This is a genomic window from Rhodococcus sp. BP-316 (assembly GCF_019836105.1).
GTDB lineage: Bacteria > Actinomycetota > Actinomycetes > Mycobacteriales > Mycobacteriaceae > Rhodococcoides.
In genome coordinates this window covers 54,218-72,914 of record NZ_JABUEE010000010.1, presented here as the reverse complement: position 1 = coordinate 72,914, position 18,697 = coordinate 54,218, and the positions used below count along the sequence as shown (strand labels likewise).

At 64.4% G+C, this 18,697-nt stretch carries 15 protein-coding genes; 12 read left to right on the top strand and 3 right to left on the bottom strand.

From position 1 onward, the window contains the following. Nucleotides 1–15 precede the first annotated feature (15 nt). Both HQ312_RS18915 and HQ312_RS18910 read left to right on the top strand, forming a co-directional pair. The gene (locus tag HQ312_RS18915; RefSeq protein WP_222626694.1) at nt 16–1,332 is read left to right on the top strand and encodes an NAD(P)/FAD-dependent oxidoreductase; all 1,317 of its coding nucleotides are present in this window, start codon (nt 16–18) and stop codon (nt 1,330–1,332) included. Nucleotides 1,333–1,344: 12 nt separating this feature from the next. Beyond that, nucleotides 1,345–2,772, top strand: coding sequence for an aminobutyraldehyde dehydrogenase (locus tag HQ312_RS18910; RefSeq protein ID WP_222640820.1), 1,428 nt, complete (start codon nt 1,345–1,347; stop codon nt 2,770–2,772). Nucleotides 2,773–2,854: 82 nt separating this feature from the next. Here the strand turns inward: HQ312_RS18910 and HQ312_RS18905 are convergent, their stop codons facing one another. After that, nucleotides 2,855–4,525 carry a CdaR family transcriptional regulator gene (locus HQ312_RS18905; protein WP_222640589.1) on the bottom strand — a complete coding sequence of 557 codons (1,671 nt, stop codon included), beginning with the start codon at nt 4,523–4,525 and terminating at the stop codon, nt 2,855–2,857. A gap of 167 nt (nt 4,526–4,692) precedes the next feature. Here HQ312_RS18905 and HQ312_RS18900 point away from each other — a divergent pair, with 167 nt between their 5' ends. The 9 genes from HQ312_RS18900 to HQ312_RS18860 all read left to right on the top strand — a co-directional run bounded on the left by HQ312_RS18900 (nt 4,693) and on the right by HQ312_RS18860 (nt 15,411). Continuing rightward, nucleotides 4,693–5,940: an FAD-binding oxidoreductase gene (locus HQ312_RS18900; RefSeq protein WP_222626696.1), complete on the top strand. Its 1,248-nt coding sequence runs from the start codon at nt 4,693–4,695 to the stop codon at nt 5,938–5,940. 122 nt (nt 5,941–6,062) lie between these two features. Next, nucleotides 6,063–7,697: a GMC family oxidoreductase gene (locus HQ312_RS18895; RefSeq protein WP_222640587.1), complete on the top strand. Its 1,635-nt coding sequence runs from the start codon at nt 6,063–6,065 to the stop codon at nt 7,695–7,697. Continuing rightward, entirely contained in the window at nt 7,694–8,164 is a 471-nt protein-coding gene (locus tag HQ312_RS18890; protein WP_222640585.1) for a hypothetical protein, read from the top strand. The genes HQ312_RS18895 and HQ312_RS18890 overlap by 4 nt, the downstream gene beginning before the upstream one ends. Next, the gene (locus tag HQ312_RS18885; protein WP_222626699.1) at nt 8,161–8,571 is read left to right on the top strand and encodes a nuclear transport factor 2 family protein; all 411 of its coding nucleotides are present in this window, start codon (nt 8,161–8,163) and stop codon (nt 8,569–8,571) included. The genes HQ312_RS18890 and HQ312_RS18885 overlap by 4 nt, the downstream gene beginning before the upstream one ends. A gap of 142 nt (nt 8,572–8,713) precedes the next feature. Next, nucleotides 8,714–10,894 carry an FAD-dependent oxidoreductase gene (locus tag HQ312_RS18880; protein ID WP_222640583.1) on the top strand — a complete coding sequence of 727 codons (2,181 nt, stop codon included), beginning with the start codon at nt 8,714–8,716 and terminating at the stop codon, nt 10,892–10,894. Between the two features lie 15 nt (nt 10,895–10,909). After that, nucleotides 10,910–11,689, top strand: a complete 780-nt coding sequence (locus HQ312_RS18875) for an SDR family NAD(P)-dependent oxidoreductase (RefSeq protein ID WP_222640582.1) — start codon at nt 10,910–10,912, stop codon at nt 11,687–11,689. A gap of 40 nt (nt 11,690–11,729) precedes the next feature. Further along, nucleotides 11,730–12,578 carry a polysaccharide deacetylase gene (locus tag HQ312_RS18870; RefSeq protein ID WP_222626702.1) on the top strand — a complete coding sequence of 283 codons (849 nt, stop codon included), beginning with the start codon at nt 11,730–11,732 and terminating at the stop codon, nt 12,576–12,578. 39 nt (nt 12,579–12,617) lie between these two features. Continuing rightward, nucleotides 12,618–13,784, top strand: coding sequence for an acyl-CoA dehydrogenase family protein (locus tag HQ312_RS18865; protein ID WP_204870069.1), 1,167 nt, complete (start codon nt 12,618–12,620; stop codon nt 13,782–13,784). Between the two features lie 220 nt (nt 13,785–14,004). Further along, nucleotides 14,005–15,411, top strand: coding sequence for an APC family permease (locus tag HQ312_RS18860; RefSeq protein ID WP_222640580.1), 1,407 nt, complete (start codon nt 14,005–14,007; stop codon nt 15,409–15,411). Between the two features lie 277 nt (nt 15,412–15,688). Here the strand turns inward: HQ312_RS18860 and HQ312_RS18855 are convergent, their stop codons facing one another. Both HQ312_RS18855 and HQ312_RS18850 read right to left on the bottom strand, forming a co-directional pair. Further along, nucleotides 15,689–15,997: a WhiB family transcriptional regulator gene (locus tag HQ312_RS18855; protein WP_222640578.1), complete on the bottom strand. Its 309-nt coding sequence runs from the start codon at nt 15,995–15,997 to the stop codon at nt 15,689–15,691. Nucleotides 15,998–16,318: 321 nt separating this feature from the next. Beyond that, nucleotides 16,319–17,209 carry a LysR family transcriptional regulator gene (locus tag HQ312_RS18850; protein ID WP_308123937.1) on the bottom strand — a complete coding sequence of 297 codons (891 nt, stop codon included), beginning with the start codon at nt 17,207–17,209 and terminating at the stop codon, nt 16,319–16,321. Nucleotides 17,210–17,308: 99 nt separating this feature from the next. Between HQ312_RS18850 and gabT the strand changes: the two genes are divergently transcribed. Continuing rightward, on the top strand, nt 17,309–18,679 hold the full coding sequence (gene gabT / locus HQ312_RS18845) for a 4-aminobutyrate--2-oxoglutarate transaminase (RefSeq protein ID WP_374198316.1): 1,371 nt from the start codon (nt 17,309–17,311) through the stop codon (nt 18,677–18,679). Nucleotides 18,680–18,697 lie beyond the last annotated feature (18 nt).

The following is an 18,697-nucleotide window of genomic DNA, read 5'->3' as shown; positions in this document are numbered from 1 at the left end:
ACCTCAGGAGAACTCATGTCGAACGAACGCTACGACGCCGTCGTCATCGGTGCCGGTATCGCGGGTATCACCGCCGCCCGCGATCTCACCGACCGCGGTCGTTCCGTGGTGGTGCTCGAGGCGGGGGACCGGATAGGCGGGAGGACGTACAACCGCCCCTTCGCCGGACTCGATCTCACCGTCGACTTCGGGGGAAGTTGGATCAACCGATCGCTGCAACCGCACATGAGGCGGGAGACGCAGCGATATGCGATCACGGTGAAGGAGGATCCTTCCGTCACCGGAGCATCCTTCTATACCGGCGGCCGCCGACGGTTCATGCCTGTGCCTGCGGACGAGCTGGCCGATCTCGAACGTGCCCTGGCGTTCTTGCGAGATGCCTCTCATCGGGTGGCGACCAACCGACCGCTCAGTGAACAACCGATCAGGGACATCGACGTCACTCCCGACGAGTTCTTCGCCGGATTGGAACTGCCGGATCTGACCCGCGAACTGCTGTACGGGATGATCTCCTGCTACGCCGGTGCACCGTGCTCGGAGATGTCGATGTTGCACATCGTCGCTCAGGTGGCCGCCTACGGCCACTCCACGACGGGCTTCGTCACTGCGCTGTCCGAGCGTTTCGTCGGCGGTAGTGTCAGTCTGCTGGACGCGATGATCGACCGATCGCGACTGGAGGTGCGGCTGGAGCACACAGTGGCCCGGATCGCGCAGGATTCCGATGGCATCACGGTATCCACCGTGGACGGGCAGCATGTCGACGCGCGAGTCTGCATTCTCGCGACACCGACCAACGTCATGCGTCACATCGACATAGTCCCGGGACTCGACCCCGCGAAACAGAGGGTGCTCGCGCACAATCACGTGAGCCGGGCCACCAAACCCAGCATCCTTGTTCGAAATCTCGGAGGCCGACCCTTCGCACTGGGCACGGGAACATTCCAGATGATCTCGCACGCCTACCAGGTCGACGATGATCGCGACATCCTCTACGCCTTCGGCTGTGAGGGCGGTGACAACGACATCGACTTGAACGATCGGGCGGCGGTGCAGACTGCGGTCCGCCAGTACTACCCGGATGTCGAGGTCCTCGCCGTGGACCACCACGACTGGAACGCCGATCCTCTTTTCGACGGCACCTATCGCGTGGACCGCGCTCACGAAGGTTTGGACTCGTTGGCCGTTCTCAACCGGCCGGAAGATCGAATCGTCCTCGCGGGAACGGATGTCGACGATTCCGTGTGGCGTACCTGGATGGAGGGCGCACTCAACAGTGCACGCTTTGCCGCCGACTACGCCGACGCGCGACTGGCCGACATCACCAGCGACTAGGAGATATCCATGATGACCGAATTCCACAACGTGATCGGCGGCCGCGAGGTCGGCAGTGCATCTGGTCGGACCTACGACGTGTACGACCCCTGCACGGGCGACGTCTACGCGCAGGCACCCCTGTCGGACGAGGTCGACATCGACCGTGCCTACTCCGCGGCAGCGGCCGCGCAGAGCGCATGGGCACGGACGACGCCGCAGGACCGATCCACGGCACTGCTTCGGATCGCCGACGCCATGGATGCGCACGCTGCCGAACTCACCGACCTCGAGGTCCGTGACACCGGCAAGCCGTACGCACAGACCCTCGCCGAGGAGATCCCGGCATCGTCGGACGTGTTCCGATTCTTCGCCGGCGCCGCGCGAATCCTGGAGGGACGTTCGGCCGGGGAGTACATGGCCGGGCACACCTCGTGGATCCGGCGTGAGCCCATCGGCGTGGTCGGGCAGGTTGCTGCCTGGAACTATCCGCTGATGATGATGGCGTGGAAGATCGCCCCTGCCCTCGCCGCGGGCAACACCGTCGTGCTCAAGCCTGGCGATACCACCCCGGCCAGTTCGACCGTGTTCGGCCGCTTGTGTCAGGACATCCTTCCCGCCGGCGTGCTGAACGTCGTGTGCGGAGGGCGGGACACGGGCCGAGCGTTGGTTGCCCACAGGACGCCCGAGTTGGTGGCGATCACCGGTTCGGTTCGGGCGGGGATCGATGTGGCCACGTCGGCAGCCTCCGATCTCAAGCGGGTTCATCTGGAGCTGGGTGGAAACGCGCCCGTGCTGATCTTCGACGATGCCGATATCGCTGCTGCGGCAGCGGCCGTGTCGGCCGGCGGTTTCGTCAATGCCGGCCAGGACTGCACTGCGGCCACCCGAGTCCTGGTGTCCACGAAGATCCACGCGGATTTCGTGGCAGCTCTCGTCGAGGCGTCCGCAGGGGTGCGAACGGGTTCCTCACACGACAATGGTGTCACTTTCGGGCCGTTGAACAGCGAGAACCAGCTGCGGCATGTCACCGGCCTCCTCGACCGGCTGCCTTCGCATGCGCGAGTGGAACTGGGGGGATCGAGGCAGGGTGACAGCGGGTACTTCGTCGAGCCGACGATCGTCTCGGGTCTGCGGCAGAACGACGAGCAAGTGCAGACGGAGGTCTTCGGACCCGTGATCACCGTCCAGGCGTTCGACTCGGAGGCGGAGGCCATGACGTGGTCCAACGAGGTCGACTACGGACTGGCGGCAAGTGTGTGGACCTCGAACCACGGGCGGGCTCTTCGCGCATCGCGGGACCTCGACTTCGGGACCGTGTGGATCAACACCCATCTGACAACCGTCACGGAAATGCCGCACGGAGGATTCAAGCACTCCGGGTACGGAAAAGACCTGTCGATGTACGGATTCGAGGACTACACCCGGATCAAGCACGTCATGTCGAACATCGACGTCTGACCGGGACCCTCCCGGCAGGTGTGCGGACAGCCGCTCGGTCGGCCGACGGGCCGAGCGGCGCGCACCGGCGGGATGTACGAGGTCAGCTGTCGTCCATGACGACGCCCGGGCCGGCTTCGGTGCCGGGATAGTCGGTGGGGGTGCCGCTGGCTGCGATGTCGGCGGCGCGTGCGTGGCCGGAGTTGCGACGAGTCACCCGTGCCGTGCGTGCGTCGAGTTTGCCGCTGAGTTCCAGCGCCGTCAACGCGAGGTAGACGGACGAGATGTCGCCGGCGTCCTTCAGGTGGACACCGAGCGCTTCCTCGATCTTCGACAGTCGGTAGCGCAGGGAATTGTGGTGGATGTCGAGTTCGGCCGCAGCAGCGATGATGTTCTGACCGTGATCGAAGTATGCGCGCAGCCCGTCGATCAACGCCTCCCGATCCCGAATGCCGGCGAAGTACACCTCGGCGCGAGCGGCCATCTGATCGAGTCCTACGTCGGAGAAGAGAGCAGTGGCGAGGTCGAAGTCCTCGTAACTCATCGTCGTCTTCTGAGATCCGCTGCGGCGCAATGACTGCACAGCGAGCTGTGCGTCGTGGTAGGAGTCTGCCGCATCTGCGACCACTGTGATCCGTCGACCGATTCCGCACTGAAACTTCACTGGACCGGACTGACGTGACAGCAGTGCTGCGATCTCGGGAGTGTCGGCCTGGGCCAGCACGGTCACCGTGTTGTCCCGCACCGTGATCAGGTGTGAAACGCTGGCGGCGGCGAGCGTCGCGGCAGTGGCGGCTGCGAGTTGTTCGAGTGTTTCGGCCAACCGTGCCTTTCGGGTCGAGCGGACCGGTCGCAGCACTACCACCCGCGCCGCGCCGGTGAAGGTGACGCCCAGGCCCGCAAGTCGTCCCGCAAGCTCCGGATCGTCGCGGATCGGGCGCAGCGCCAGAATCTGTTCGAGGACCGTGGCGCGGATGGCCCGCTCCTGGGCGCGGGAGATGGTCGTCATCCGGCGATCGACCTCGACGAGCGTCGCGGCCATGTGAACTGCCGAGATCACATACGGATCGGGGAAGGGTTGACGCCGTGACGTCGCGACGAGCCAGCCGAGATGCTCGTCGGGCTCGTCGAAGTCCTCCAGTCGTGTCGCGACGCCGTGCCATCCGTCGATGTCGATGATCTGCGATTCCGAGTGCGTCTTGGAGATCTCTCCGAACAGCAGTGACAGCGGAACAGGCCCGGTGGCATGGAGGACGTCGCCGTTTCGATCGAGCAGGACGATGGTCGCATTGCAGAGCTTCTTCAGGCGAGAAGCGAGACTCTCGATGGTGGAGCGGTCTGCCAGCGCACGGCTGAGTGTCCGCTGAAGGGATGCCAGTCGACGTGACACCGACTCGTCGACACTCTGCGCGGCACGCTCGGTGGCCGAGATGGCGTCAGCGGGCGTTCCGCCCTGTTCGAGGACGACGATCGCGTGGGTGCGGCTGCGGTCGAAGATGTACTCGGCGATCGTCTGGTCCGTAGGGGCGCGAACGACCACGGCGCGCGATTCTGCGCCGTCCAGCAGAGCGCGGACCGTGGCCACGTCGATGAGGGCTTCCGGACAGACGACCAGTTGCTGGGTGTCGACTGGCAGCGGGTCGGCGGCGAGCCAGATGACGGCACCGCTCACCTTGCGATCGAGCCACGCGCCACTGTTGCCGATGAGTGATGCCGCAGAACCCAATTCGCCCAGAACGGTGCCCAGCGTGCACTCCGCCGTCGTGCTGGACATGACAGCCTTTCTTCCCGGGTGTCGAGCACACTACCGACATCTGTCGGGGCCGCCGATGGAATAGTTACGACACCCGCAGTCCGATCACTGGTGTTCTACTGTCGTTCGGGCGAGGTCGACTGACGTAGTGTGCGGTCATCGTTGCACGCTCGGGAAGGAGACCCGTCATGGTCGCCTCGGAACCACTCGCCACCGCCGACGTCATCGTGGTCGGTGCCGGCATCGCTGGAATGTGTACTGCGTACGAATTGCGAGCGAGAGGCTACGACGTCGCGGTCCTGGACCAGCGATTCGCGGCGTTCGGCGGCTCGGGTCGAAATCCGGGCGCCGTGTGGCTGCAATTACAGCGCGGCGGCCTGGAGCTCGATCTGGCACGGGCAGGCGCCGCCCTCTACGCCGAGTACGCGGACCGCATCGGGGGTGGATTCGACCACCGCACCCGTGGTGGTCTGTTCTTCTACGAGACGGACGAGCAGCAGGAGATCCTCGCCGACTACGTCGCTGACAGGCGACGCCACGGTCTCAGCGTCGAATTCGTCACGCGCGCAGACGCACTCGCGCACGCGCCCCTGCTCCCGTCGACCGCGATCGGGGCAGTGTACTGCGCTGAGGACGCTCAGATCGATTCTCAGCGATTCGTTCGCGCACTCGCGACCAGCTGCACCGAGGCGGGTGTGAAACGGTTCGACAACACCCCGGTGCTGTCGACGATCCGACGCGGGGACACCATCACCGGAGTGCGGACCACCCGTGGCGACGTTCACGGACCGGGCGTCGTGTGGGCAACGGGCGCATGGGCGCGGGGCCTGGACGCCGAGGGTGTCTCCATCGCGTTGACCACGAGCCGGATGGGCCAGATCGTCACGCAGCCGCTCGCCCAACGACCGAGCGTGGTCATGCACGGTCCACGCGGAGTGGCGTCCTGTGGTGCGCTCACCGACCTGCCCGGGTTCCGTCGCGAGGCTTTCGCGGCGCCGAACCCGCTCGGTGTGGTCCGCGACGACCCGGACGCGACACCGTCCGACTGGGATTACGACGACTCCATCACGCAGTTCTCGGACGGCTCTCTCCACATCGGATCCAGTATCGACATCACCGGTTCGCTCAACCCGCACATCAGCATGCGTGCGACGCAGTCGATGATTTCCACGACGATCGATCGGTACGCGGAGTACAGCACCTTCGGTGTCACGTCTCTGTGGGCGGGGCTGCAGAGCACGACGGCAGACCTGCTACCGGTGGTCGACAGAGTGGACGGCGCCTACGCCACCATCGGTCACGCTTCCGGTATGGCCACAGGACCGGTGGCGGGCCGTATCCTGGCGTGCCTGATCGCGGGTGAACACCACGAGTTCGCCGACAGTCTCCGTGCGGATCGGCCCTCATTGACCTCTTCGCCACCTGCCCATGTCTGACGGTTGCTGTGGATCCACCGACACATCGGCTCGTCGATTGTCGTAATTCCGATACCCGCCTCCGGGCTCGGCTCCTAACTTGGGGGTAGTAGGCAAACGCCACCACGGCCCGAGGGAGTGTCATGTCAGGCAAGTTCGGCGGAGCGACCGAGACTCCGGATGTTCTGATCGTCGGGTCGGGCCCGTCGGGCGCCACCGCGGCACGCATTCTCGCGGAGGACGGTTTCAGCGTCACGGTGCTGGAGCAAGGTGGCTGGTTCACCCGTGCGCATTACGCCAGTGACAAGCGTGAGCGGGATGTGCTGTTGGCAGGTCCGTTGTCACCCGACCCGAACGTACGCAAGATGAGCTGGGACTACCCGGTGGACTGCGTCGACTCCGACGTTCACCCGCTGAACTTCAACGGGGTCGGCGGTAGCACCGTCTACTACGGTGCCGAGTGGCCACGTTTCGTCCCCTCGGACTTCCGTGTCAACAGTCTCTACGGCGTCGCCGACGACTGGCCGCTGACGTACGAGGATCTCGAGCCGTACTACTCGCTGTGCGACGAGATGGTCGGAGTGTCGGGGGTCGACGGCGACACGGCATTCCCGCCGGGGTGGGATCTGCCCCAGCCCGGTGTCCCCATCGGTCGCGCCGGCATCACCGCCGCGGAGGGTATGAACAAGCTCGGTTGGCACTGGTGGCCGGGAACCAACGCGATCATGACCCACAGCGAGGGGGACAGGGGTGCCTGCGCCCGGTGGGGGACCTGCATGTCGGGTTGCCCCGAGGGAGCCAAAGGATCCTTCGACGTCGCGATGTGGCCGGCCGCACTCGGCGCGGGCGTCAGGCTGATCACCGGTGCCCGAGTTCGGGAGATCACCGTCGACAAGGCAGGACTCGCGACCGGGGCGACCTGGCTCGACGACGACGGCGCCGAGCACCACACCTCCGCGCAGGTGGTCATCGTGTGTGGAAATGGCGTGGGGACCCCGCGACTCCTGCAGATGTCCACATCGTCCCTTTTCCCGGACGGCTTGGCCAACTCGTCGGGACTCGTCGGGCGCCGTCTCATGATGCATCCCTTCGTCGGTGTGATGGGGGTCTACGAACGTGACCTCGAGAGCTGGCTCGGACCTTTCGGCGCTTCCCTGACTTCGATGCAGTTCGCTGAGACCGATCTGTCGCGCGGTTTCGCGCGTGGAGCCAAGTGGTCGTGCCAACCGATCATCAGCCCGATGGAGGTGCTGCACCGCTACTCCGAGCTCCTGCTCCCCGAACGGTCCGGCGCGGCAGGACAGCGTCTCGTCGAGCGGGTACTGGGCCGATCCTTCGAATGGGGTGCCATCATCGAGGACCTCCCGGACGAGTCGAACAGGGTCACGCTCAGCACCGAGATGGTGGACGGGTCCGGGCTACCTGCGCCCAAGCTGACGTACAAGATCTCCGAGGACACGCGTCGAAACATCGATTTCAATGTCGCCCGCATGCGCGAGGCACACGAGGCGGCCGGTGCCGTCGAGACACGGCGAGTCGACTGGCTGCCGTCGGTCGGATGGCACCTGTTGGGTACCGCACGCTGCGGGAACGACCCGAAGAACTCTGTGGTCGATCAGTACGGGCGCTCACACGACGTGCCCAATCTCTTCGTCATGGACGGCAGCGTGTTCGTGACCTCGTCATCGGTGAATCCGACGCCGACCATCACCGCATTCGCCGCTCGGGCAGCGATGCATCTGGCCGAGACCGCTTCCGCGCAGAAGGTGCCTGTATGACCACGACCGACAACGACGTGACCGAAATCGACAGCGCCCGCCCGGGCCTAGCCCTTCTGGTCGACGTGCTTCTGCCCGGCACCGACACTCTGCCTTCCGGGCGCGAGGTCGGCGCCCACGAGCGCTTGCTCGATCAGGTGCTCGCCGCCGATCCCGCACTGGTGGCACCGGTGATCGCCGCCGGCCGACGCGCCGGTGACGCGATCTCGGTGACCCTCGACGACGTCCAGATCTGGGATGCCGAGACCCGCGAGCCCGTCGTCTTCGCCTTGACCGCGGCGTATTACATGTCGTCCGCGGTCTACAAAGCGCTGAAACTTCCGCTTCCCGGGCCCCGTCCGATCAGACAGGCCACCGAGGACGAGAAGTATTCGGAGGAGCTTCTCGCTCCCGTCCGATCACGCGGGGCGATCTACGTCGGCGCTCCGACACGACCCGTCACCGATCAAGGAGTGGATCACCCGTGAGTGAGAACGCCCTCGAAACCATCTTTCGCACCCAGATGGCCGCCTATGCCGACTGCGACGTCGAAGCTCTCATCGCAACCTTCACCGACGACTGCGTCTTGGTGGACATGGCGGACGTCGACCACCCATTCGTCGGCACCGACGCCGTCCGCGGATTTCTCGTCGATTACTTCGCAGCTTTGCGTCACGTCGTCGTCGACGTGACGATGGTGGCCACTGGCACGGACAGCGTCATCGGAGAACTCGACGTGACCGCGAACTACGTCGGTGCACCGTTCACCGAGCAGACACCTCGGCCCATCCGACTGCGCTACTGCGTGGCCGAGGAGATCCGCGACGGCGGCGTCTCGAGTGAGCGCTTCTATTGGGACAGTGCAGATCTCGAGCGGCAGCTCACCGTGGTGTGAGATGGCCGCTATCGACCCGGACGTTGTAGGTATCACCAACTGGTGCCGGTGTCCGCGGTGAGTCGCACTAGATACACCACGGTGGTCCCAGATTTACCGTGATCTCAGTTCACACATCATCATTCATGAAGAGGAATCGGACATGTCGCTCTCCCGCCGGTACTCCGTGTTGTTCGACGCCGTGCGCATCGGTCCGAAGGAATCGAAGAACCGCTTCTGGGCCACTCCCCACGCCATCGGTTTCGGCTCGGACCATTCGGGTTCTGCCGCCGGATACCGCAGCATGCGCGCCGAGGGAGGGTGGGGCGTCGTCTTCACGGAAGCGACGACGATCACTCCCGAGATGGACAAGTCGCCGCACCGGATGTCGCGGCTGTGGGACGAAGGGGACGTGCGGAACCTCGCCCACGTCGCGTCCGAGATCCAGCGCCATGGCGCGCTCGCCGGGATCGAACTCGAGTACAACGCCGCCGTCGGTCCGATGACCGAGGGGCGTGGGTTGACCCCGCGCGCCATCGTGGCGACCCCGGGGGAGTCCGCGCTCGCGGTGCCGTACGCAGGCGGCCTCATCGAAGCAGACGGTGCGGCCCTGGCCGAGATTCGTGACATCTACGTTGCGGCCGCTCTTCGAGCGAAGAAGGCCGGGTTCGATCTGATCACCCTGCACTGCGGACACGCCGCGTCGATCTTGGCTCACCTGCTGATCCCCTACTACAACACCCGGACCGACGAGTACGGCGGCTCACTTCAGAACCGCGCTCGGTTCCACCGCGAAGTTCTCACGGCAGTCCGCGCCGCGGTCGGACCCGATGTGGCCGTCGGGTTGCGTCTCGGCGTCGACACGCTCGACGCCCCTCTCGGCCTCGGTGACCGCGGGTTACGCGCCGACGCCGACACCCCGCTGTTCATCGAGCACATGGACGACCTCGTCGACTACTGGGATTTCGTCATCGGTGGTTTCGACTGGGCACAGGACGCACAGTCATCGCGTACGGCCGCCGAGAACTTCGAGAAGCCCTGGGTGGGCGGGCTGAAGGCGTTCACGGCGAAACCCGTGGTCAACGTCGGTCGTCTGAACAGCCCGGACACGATGGTCGACATCGTGAACGCAGGCCAGTGCGACTTCATCGGTGCCGCTCGCGCGGGTATCTCGGATCCGTTTCTTCCGAACAAGATTCACTCCGGAAGCATCGAGGACATCCGAGAGTGCATCGGCTGCAACTACTGCGTGTCACGCGACATCGGCACCATGCCCATCGGGTGTACCCAGAATGCCACCACAGGTGAGGAGTTCCGTCGTGGTTGGCACCCGGAGAAGTTCTCCCGGGCCGTCAACCACGAGAACGACGTACTCATCATCGGCGCAGGACCGGCCGGCATGGAATGTGCGACCGTGCTGGGCAAGCGTGGCATGCGCAACGTCCACCTGGTGGACGCGGCCGATCATCTCGGCGGAAGCATCGACTGGGTCGCCACACTTCCCGGTCGGCACGAGTGGCGGCGGCTGATCGAGTACCGCGAACATCAGTTACGCAAGCTGGGCAACGTGGAAGTCATCCTGGGCAACCCGATGACGGTCGAGGACGTCCTCGACTACGGCGCCGGAATCATCATCACCGCCACCGGGTCGCATTACACCCGCGACGGAATCAACCCGCACGATCGAACGGCGTTCGGGCTCGAAGCCGTTCTCGGAGATCGTCTGCTGACCCCCGAGCAGGTGGTGCGTGACGGCGCCCCGGTCGGGCAGCGGGTCGTGGTCGTCGATTCCGACGGCTACTTCATGGGGCCCGGCATTGCCGAGATGTTGGCTCAGCGGGGGCACGAGGTTATCCTCGCCGCTCGTGGTGAACACATCGGTGAGTACCAGCGATACACCCGTGAAATCACCCCGACCCTGCGGGATCTCCGCCACCTGAAGGTGGGACTACGCGTGGAGACCACCGTGACCGCGGTCGGCCCGGACAGTGTTCGGCTCAGCTCACCGGACCGTGACGACGAGGTGATCGGAGTCGACACGGTCGTCCTCGTCGGCACCCGAGCAGCGGACGACGAGATGTATCACGGCCTGATGGCGCGGCGTGACGACTGGCAGGCCAACGAGGTCTCCGCGGTGTACCGAGTCGGCGATTGCGTGCGTCCGCACTTCATCGCCGACGCCATCTTCTCCGGACATCGGTTGGCGCGCGAGATCGACAGCCCGGATCCGACCCGACCACTGCCGTTCATTCGCGAGCGTCGCATCATCGGCGGCGGCGATGCCGACTTCGTGCTCGGCGCGCCGGCCCAGCAGCCCGTGTTCCTGAACCTGTCCACTCACTAGCGAGAGATCACCAAGATGACGACAACACCGCGCACCGTCCTGATCACCGGCGCTGGGAGTGGTATCGGCGCTGCCGTGGCCGACACTTTCACAGCGCACGGTGACCGCGTCCACCTGCTCGACATATCCGAGTCGCGGCTCGAGTCGGTGATGGCCTCACTGCCGGAGGGGAGCGCAGAGTCGCACGTCGTCGACGTCACCGATTTCGACGCGGTGGGCAGTGTGGTCTCGTCGATCGCCGCCGCCGGACAGATCGACGTGCTCGCCGGTTGTGCCGGGGTGTTCGACGGCTTGGCAGGTATCGAACAGACCAGTCGCGCTCTGTGGGACCGGGTGATCGACATCAATCTCACCGGCACGTTCAACGTGGTCAAACCAGTTGCACAGCAGATGATCTCGCAGTCGTCCGGTTCGATAGTGCTCATCGGGTCCATTGCTGCGTCGCGTGCGCTGCCCGACGGGCTCGCCTACGTCACCTCCAAGGCTGCGCTGGAGGGCATGACGCGTCGTCTCGCAGTCGATCTCGGCCGGTACGGCATCAATGCCAACCTCGTTGCGCCCGGTGTGGTCGAGACCGGCATCCGTGCCACGTCGGAGGAAATACTCGGTGACGTGGTGCCCGACACGAATGTGGGCGTCGGCACGAATCCTGAGCTGATGAAGATGATCATCCCCATGCAGCGAGGCGGCCTCGCTTCCGAAGTGGCCGCGACCGTGTACTTCCTCGCAGGCGACGGCGCTGCCTACATCACCGGCGATGTCATCCACGTCGACGGCGGCTGGATAGCCACATAGCCGACCCCCTGTCCTGTCCGACATTCCGAGAGGCCCTCTCATGCCCTTGCAACTCCCCGACGGCAAGCGTCTGGCCGTCTCGCTGAGCCCGGACTTCGACGCACAGAGTGTGTGGATCGGCACCTTCCGGTCGACCTCCCAATCGAATCTCTCGCGAGGAGAGTTCGGCGCGGAGGTAGGCGCCCCACGCTTGCTCGACACGTTCGATCGCTTCGGAATCACGACCACCTGGTGCGTTCCCACGCACACCATGCAGACGTTCCCGCACGCGGTCGCCGCCGTCGTGGACCGGGGACACGAAATTGCGGCGCACGGGGTTTACCACGAATACGTTCCCAAACTGGAGCTCGACGAGGAACGGCGGCTCATGGAGCTGCAGGTTCGTCTGCACGAAGAGCTCATCGGACGTCGTCCGCGAGGGTATCGATCACCGGCTCTCGACGTCACGGACAACACTCTCGCGGTGCTCGCCGAGTTCGGGTTCGACTGGGACTCGTCGCTCATGGGCCGAGACTTCACCCCGTACCACCCTCGAATGGTGACCACGATCGATCTGGAGAAGGGCAACACCTTCGGAGATCCGTCGCCGCTTCTGGAGTTTCCGGTGTCGTGGGGACTGGACGACTTCCCGGAGCTCGAACTGCTCAAAGGCAGTGCGACACAGCAGTCCAACGACACAGTGCTCCAGCGGTGGAAGGACGCGTTCGACTTCGCCTACGAGAGATGCCCCGGCGGAATGATGACGTGGACGCTGCACCCACAGACCATCGGTCGCGGATTCAATCTCTTGATGCTCGAACGATTTCTCCACCATGTCGTGAGCCACGACGGGGTCTGGTTTCCCACCATCTCCGAGGCCGCTGACGCCTGGACCGACCCGCCTGCCTGATCCGACCAGTCCTCATTCTCCCGACACCCAAGGAACATCATGCCCTCCGCATTCGTACCCGCCGGCCTCACCGACGACCATGTACAGCTTCGCAAACTCGTGCGCGACTTCGTCAACGCTCGCGTCATACCCACTGCCTCGGAGCGCGAGGCCAAGGACGAATACCCGGACGACCTGATCCCCGAACTCGCAGATCTCGGTCTGTTCGGTATCACCGTCTCCGAGGAGTACGGCGGATCCGACCTCGACTACGTCAGCTACGGCTTGATCTTCGAGGAGTTGGCGCGAGGCTGGATGGCGCTCGCGAGTCTGGTCTACACCACGAGCTCGGGTGGGTACCTGATCAGCGAGTTCGGAACCGAGGACCAGAAGAACCGGTTCCTGCCGGACATGGCGGCAGGTCGGCGTATGAGCGGTATCGCGCTCACGGAACCTTCCACGGGTAGCGACCTGAAGAAGATCACGCTGTCCGCCCGGCGCGACGGGGACAACTACATCGTCAACGGAAGCAAGATCTTCATCACCCACGCACGGCACGCCAACCCGTTGGTGACCCTGGTCAAGACCGATCCCACCATCGAACCAGCACACCGCGGAGGCATCAGCCAGCTGCTCGTCGAGCAGGACACACCCGGGTTGAGCTACGGCAGCGACTACAAGAAGCTCGGTCACCGTGGACTCGAACTGTGCGAGGTCAACTTCGACAATGCAGTCGTGCCGGCGGCCAATCTCCTCGGCGGCGAGGAGGGCAAGGGCTTCTACCAGATGATGGCGGCTCTCGATCGTGGCCGCATCTACATGGCGGCGGCATCGACGGGAATGTCGCGAGCGGCCCTCGAGCATTCCGTCGAGTACGTCAAGCAGCGCGAGACGTTCGGCAAGAAGCTGTCCGAGCATCAAGCCGTCCAGATGAGGCTCGCTGACATGGCGACGAAGGTGGAGGCGTCGCGCCTGCTGTACCTCAACGCCGCTCTCAAGACCGATGCCGACGGCCGTGCGAGCGCCGAGTCCGGGATGGCGAAGATCTTCGCGACCGAGTCGGCGATGGAGGTCACCTACGACGCCATTCGGCTTCACGGCGGATACGGGTACATCAAGGAGTTCCCGCTGGAGCGGTACATGCGCGACGCTGCGCTCATGCCGATCGGTGAAGGTGCCAACGAAATGCTGCGCATGATCGTTGCCAAGGAATTGACGGCGAAGTAACACGTCCTGTCCGACGACGGGTCGATTACCAAAGCCACGCTGACGAATTCGTGAGTTCACCGATGGTTCACCATCAGTCGGAGCTCCATACTTCGGACCGAGGCGTGATTGCTGTCACGTACCAGAGATGATCGGAGACATCGGTATGGAGTCAACTGGATCGGTCGGACGACCGGTGACCGAAGAACCCGGTGCGACTGCACCGAAACTCGGCGGAAACATGGGAGCGTTCGAGCTCGTCTGCACTGTGCTGGCCTACAACGGTCCGGTGGTGGTCTTCATAGGTTTCATTCCCGTCGCCGTTCTTCTGGGAAATGGAATCGGAGTTCCGGTGTCCATTTTGGTGGCCGGACTGTTCATCGCGTTCCTGGCCACCGGGCTGATTGCGATCGCACGCAAACTCCCCATTGCGGGCGGCTTCTACGCCTACATCAGTGCCGGGCTCGGGAAGGTGGTCGGCCTGTCCGCTGGATTCACAGCGATGATGTGTTACTACGTCGCGTGTCTCAGCGTGTACGCGCTGGGCGGCACCGCCGCCCGTGCCCTCATGTCGGACGTCGTGCACGGCCCCGACCTGCCGTGGTGGGCATGGTCGCTGGTGCTCTCGGCAATCGTCTCCGTTCTCGGCTATTTCCGAGTCGACCTTTCGGCGAAGGTGCTGACGCTTTTCCTCACCCTCGAGTTGGTGTTCTTGGTGGTGTACGACCTGGCGGTGGTCGGACGGGGTGGAGCAGAAGGAATCGGGGTCGACTCCTTCAGTGGCGACGCCGTTTTCTCGGGGTCGATCGGCATCGGATTCATGTTCGCCCTCGGCCTCTACGGTGGGTTCGAGGCCACCGTGATCTTCCGCGACGAGGTGCGCGATCCGAGCAAGACGATTCCGCGCGCCACGTACGGAGTGGTGGGCCTCCTCGCTCTTCTCTACGGGGCCACGGCATGGATGTTCGTCAACTCCTACGGTCCACAGGCGGTGCTGACCGCCGTGACCGAGGATCCCGCGAGCGCGGCCACTGCCAGTGTCAAGGAGTACATCGGAACCGTCGGGTACGACATCGCAGCGCTGCTACTGCTCACCAGCGCCTTTGCGTTGATGCTGGCGTCGCACAACATCACTACTCGCTACCTGTTCAACCTCAGTGCCGACGGCATCCTTCATCGGTCGCTCAGTCGCGTCCATGGAACGCACTTCTCACCGCACCGGGCGTCCGTGGCGATGACGGTGGCCTCGCTGGTGGGACTGCTCGTGATCGTGGTGCTGCGGCTGGACGAGGGCTTGATGTACGGGCGCCTCGCCGGCCTCTACTCCTACACGTTCCTGATCCTGCTGCTGATGGTCGCGCTGGCCATCGTCAATTACCTGATCAAGAACCGCACACCCGGCGAGAGCTTGGTCCCGCCGGTCCTGACTGCCATCTCGGCGATCGCCGTGGCCGTGGTCCTCTACCTCGCCACCATGAATTTCACGCTGCTGACCGGAACTACCGGCGCCGCCACGACTTTCATGCTCGTGATCATCTACGGGGTTGTGGCACTGGGATTGATCACCGCGGCCGTGTATCGCAAGCGCAATCCCGAGGTCTACGCGCGCATCGGCCGCGACGAGCAGGAGTCGGGAACACCGGCCTGACGGCTTTCAGGGGAACCGAAAGTCGGGAGCGTGCTCGGCGGCGTTTGGGCGTCATCAGAGGCCGGGGCTGGGGGAGGGGCGAGCAAGTGCTCAGCTCCTCCCCTCACTGCCCGGGCGCTTCACCGGGTACATTACCTGCGCATCGACGTGGACCACGCTGCGCGACCGTGCGGTGAATCCGCTCGATGATCTGTACCACGCCGGTGCTGCGGATGGTTGCGATGAATCGTCGTCGGCACCAAAGTGATCCACCGACCGGCACAGTGGCGAGCGAACTCTATGTTCGCCATCCCGCGCCGGCCGCGTAGAGGCGGCGGCGCCTTCGCCACGCGGGCCTGTTCCACTTCTCGAGAAATCGCTCCTCCGGCGAGAGTCCGCCCCAGATCCCGTAAGGCTCCTCCGCGTCCATTGCATATTCGAGGCACTGAGCGGCCACTGGGCATACTTCGCAGAGTTTCTTCGCTGTCGCTTCGCCGGCTGGATCTGTGTCGAAGAAAGAGGCCGATCGTTCGCCTCGACACGCAGCATCCAGTTGCCAATTCCAATTCTCTGTATGAGCGGGTGGCAGTGACGGCCCTCTTCGCATGATGTCCCCTCAGTGAATTCGCCACATGTCCGGCAGGATTTTCGCGCTGGGACACACATGAATACCCGTGCGGTGTGCCCAAGCCTCACCCCGTGGCAGGTGATGTTCTGCGTCAGCCGGAGTTCGAGCCATTCGAGCTTTCGAGACCGCGCTTTTCTCAGTTGTCTCGACGTTACGTGTAAATGGGTATGTCTACCAATAGGAAATATTCCTACATGCCGGACAAATGTGTGTTCACTTCACGACGTGCCGTGGTCGGGCGAACAGGCCCGGAGTTTCGAGGCATGGGTGCTCGGGAGTGCGGCCGGCGCGTATCGGTCGTCACGTCTCGTTCTGGACAACCCGGTAACGTTCCGCGACGAAAGAATGCAGCCGGTGCGCTATGTCGGCGAGCGTGTGCGCGCCGGCATGGTCACTGCGCCAGGAGGCGTTCAGTTGGATGCTCAACACAGTGGAATTCGCGCGTATCAGGGCCGGCGCCAGGCCGAATCGGGGGTCATCGGTGACGATGGCGATTCCACGGCCGGCTGCGGCGAGCGCTTGGGCAATCGTTCCGTTCGCCGCTTCGATCGGTCGTCCGGTGTCACTGTCCCAGCTGCTGATGGCGTTGCGGAGTGCTTCCCGCGCAGCTGTTCCCTGCGGCAGAAGGACGAGCTGCTCCCTCGACATGTCGCCGACCGTCACTTCCGCGCGACCGGCCAGCTCGTGACGGGGGTGCGTGTAAGCAAGTACCGGAAGTGTTGCGAGGTGAAAACACTCGTAGGTGTCGCCGGCGGCGTCGGCGGCAATCACGATGTCCGCGCCCTCTGTCACCATGTCGTCGAGTTCCCTGCCGTCCGAAGCAATGACGTCCACGGTCGGGTCGCTGTCTGCGAGAGTCGCGACGAACGGTGCCACGATATCCGTGAGAGTGACTGTCGGAGCGGCGATGGACAGACGACGAAGTCCACCGTGAGCGTAGAAGTCGGCTGTCGAGACGAACACGTCCGCACGCCGCAGAAGGGACCGGGCATCACCGAGTAATCGGTGTCCCGCAGGAGAGAGCGTGAGTCGATTGCCCGAGCGATCGAACAGCTCGACGCCCAATTCGTTCTCCAGCTGTCGGAGTTGCCGGGACAAGGATGGTTGCGCCACTCGCACGGCCGTCGCTGCAGCATTCACCGAACCTGCGTCGGCGATCGCGACGAAATAGCGAAGGTGTCGAAGTTCCACTATGCCTTCCGGACATCGAGTTTGTGCCGAACAAGTCTTGGACAGGATAACGTCGCAGCGCAATTATGAGAGCACAGCCCCACTATCAGGAGTAATTCGATGACAACTATGCAGCAGTCGATCGACACAGCCATTCCCCAGAAGCGCCGCCTGGTCACTGCCGTCCCCGGGCCCGGGTCCGTGGCATTGGCGGAGCGCCGTCGCGCTGCCGTTGCTGCCGGAGTCACCTGCGTGGTACCGGTGTTCGTCGAACGGGCCGCAGGCGGTGTCGTCGTCGACGTCGACGGCAACTCGTTGATCGATCTCGGATCCGGCATCGCGGTGACCTCGGTGGGCGCGAGCAATCCTGCGGTGGTCGCTGCAACAGCCGCGCAGGCGGCGGCATTCACTCACACCTGCTTCATGGTGACCCCGTACGAGGGCTATGTCGCTGTTGCGGAGAAGCTGAACGAGTTGACGCCCGGCGATCACGCGAAGCGGACCGTACTGTTCAACTCCGGCGCCGAGGCCGTCGAGAACGCGATCAAAGTCGCTCGGCTCGCGACCGGCCGCGACGCCGTCGTGGCGTTCGATCACGCGTACCACGGGCGCACCAATCTGACGATGGCGCTGACTGCGAAGTCGATGCCCTACAAGCACAACTTCGGACCGTTCGCGCCCGAGGTCTACCGCATGCCCATGAGTTACCCGTACCGGGATGACCTCGGCAACGACGGTGTCGCCGCGGCCCGGCGCGCCATCAGCGCGATGGACAAGCAGCTCGGCGCCGACACGATCGCTGCCCTGATCATCGAGCCGATCCAGGGCGAAGGCGGGTTCATCGTTCCAGCGCCTGGTTTTCTGCCCACTCTTGTCCAGTGGTGCCGAGACAACGGGGTGGTGTTCATCGCGGACGAGGTGCAGAGCGGTTTCGCGCGCACAGGACAGTGGTTCGCCAGTGACCACGAGGGCGTGGTGCCGGACCTGATCACCATGGCCAAGGGCATTGCCGGCGGAATGCCGTTGTCCGCCATCACCGGTCGCGCGGAGCTGCTCGATGCGGTGCACGGCGGCGGCCTCGGCGGCACGTATGGTGGCAACCCCGTCGCGTGCGCCGCGGCGCTCGCGTCGATCGACCAGATGGCTGTACTGGACCTTCCGGCCCGCGCTCGCCATCTCGAGACTCTGATCGTCGACTCGCTGACAGCCGTGGCCGATCGTATGGCCGCGCAGGGTCGAGGCGTCATCGGCGAGATCCGCGGCCGCGGCGCCATGATCGCAGTCGAGTTGGTCGTGGCCGGCACCACCGATCCGGACGCGCAGCTCACCAAAAATATTGCAGCAGAGGCTCTTCGGCAGGGTGTGATCGTACTGACCTGCGGAACCTTCGGTAACGTCCTGCGGCTCCTGCCTCCGCTCGTGATCGACGACGAGCTGCTCACCGATGCGCTCACTGTCCTCGGTGACGCCATCGACTCCTGCGCCAACTGAAGACAAGGACGCCAACAC

Coding starts and splice junctions, on each gene's coding strand:
- HQ312_RS18905 (WP_222640589.1), bottom strand. CDS start 4,525: ATGTCCAGCACGACGGCGGAGTGCACGCTGGGCACCGTTCTGGGCGAA.
- HQ312_RS18890 (WP_222640585.1), top strand. CDS start 7,694: ATGACCACGACCGACAACGACGTGACCGAAATCGACAGCGCCCGCCCG.
- HQ312_RS18900 (WP_222626696.1), top strand. CDS start 4,693: ATGGTCGCCTCGGAACCACTCGCCACCGCCGACGTCATCGTGGTCGGT.
- HQ312_RS18860 (WP_222640580.1), top strand. CDS start 14,005: ATGGGAGCGTTCGAGCTCGTCTGCACTGTGCTGGCCTACAACGGTCCG.
- HQ312_RS18915 (WP_222626694.1), top strand. CDS start 16: ATGTCGAACGAACGCTACGACGCCGTCGTCATCGGTGCCGGTATCGCG.
- HQ312_RS18880 (WP_222640583.1), top strand. CDS start 8,714: ATGTCGCTCTCCCGCCGGTACTCCGTGTTGTTCGACGCCGTGCGCATC.
- HQ312_RS18870 (WP_222626702.1), top strand. CDS start 11,730: ATGCCCTTGCAACTCCCCGACGGCAAGCGTCTGGCCGTCTCGCTGAGC.
- HQ312_RS18855 (WP_222640578.1), bottom strand. CDS start 15,997: ATGCGAAGAGGGCCGTCACTGCCACCCGCTCATACAGAGAATTGGAAT.
- HQ312_RS18910 (WP_222640820.1), top strand. CDS start 1,345: ATGACCGAATTCCACAACGTGATCGGCGGCCGCGAGGTCGGCAGTGCA.
- HQ312_RS18865 (WP_204870069.1), top strand. CDS start 12,618: ATGCCCTCCGCATTCGTACCCGCCGGCCTCACCGACGACCATGTACAG.
- HQ312_RS18895 (WP_222640587.1), top strand. CDS start 6,063: ATGTCAGGCAAGTTCGGCGGAGCGACCGAGACTCCGGATGTTCTGATC.
- HQ312_RS18875 (WP_222640582.1), top strand. CDS start 10,910: ATGACGACAACACCGCGCACCGTCCTGATCACCGGCGCTGGGAGTGGT.
- gabT (WP_374198316.1), top strand. CDS start 17,309: ATGACAACTATGCAGCAGTCGATCGACACAGCCATTCCCCAGAAGCGC.